Annotated in this window: 1 pseudogene; it reads right to left on the bottom strand. The window is 38.4% G+C overall.

The features are described 5' to 3' along the window. Positions 1-243 precede the first annotated feature (243 nt). Positions 244-380 (bottom strand): annotated as a pseudogene (locus tag HT688_RS11945) (sigma-70 family RNA polymerase sigma factor); the annotation flags it as partial.

Here is a 380-nt window from a genome sequence, read left to right as displayed (position 1 = left end):
TACATTTAGGAGAGAGAAAATAAGGAGTCTAAGACAAGCATTTCATTTGATAAGAGGCTTGGAGCTGTGAGGCTGGAGAGCCAAGGCTAAGACTAGCCTTGGTTTAGCTGAAAAAACAGCTTCAAGGGTTCCTCGTGTCAAATGAAAGCAAAATAATTGCCCTCAATCTCACCATTTTTTGGGGCATCATCACTTTCGATTGACACACCTTTTCCTATTTTTTTCATTTTTTTGCATTGCTTCTTACCGGCTACGGATGTCAAACTCTTTAAACACAATACGTAAGTCTCTTAACACTCTTTGACGCCCTCGGAATCGTTCATTTCTTAAAATGCGTTCTAGCTCTTCTTGTTTCTCTTTACTTTGTTTGTTTCTATAAT

The sequence above is a fragment of the Streptococcus sp. 1559 genome (assembly GCF_013276735.1).
GTDB classification, from domain to species: domain Bacteria; phylum Bacillota; class Bacilli; order Lactobacillales; family Streptococcaceae; genus Streptococcus; species Streptococcus pseudopneumoniae.
The sequence above is the reverse complement of the archived record's forward strand: the minus strand, read 5'-3'. Positions and strand labels throughout refer to the sequence as shown.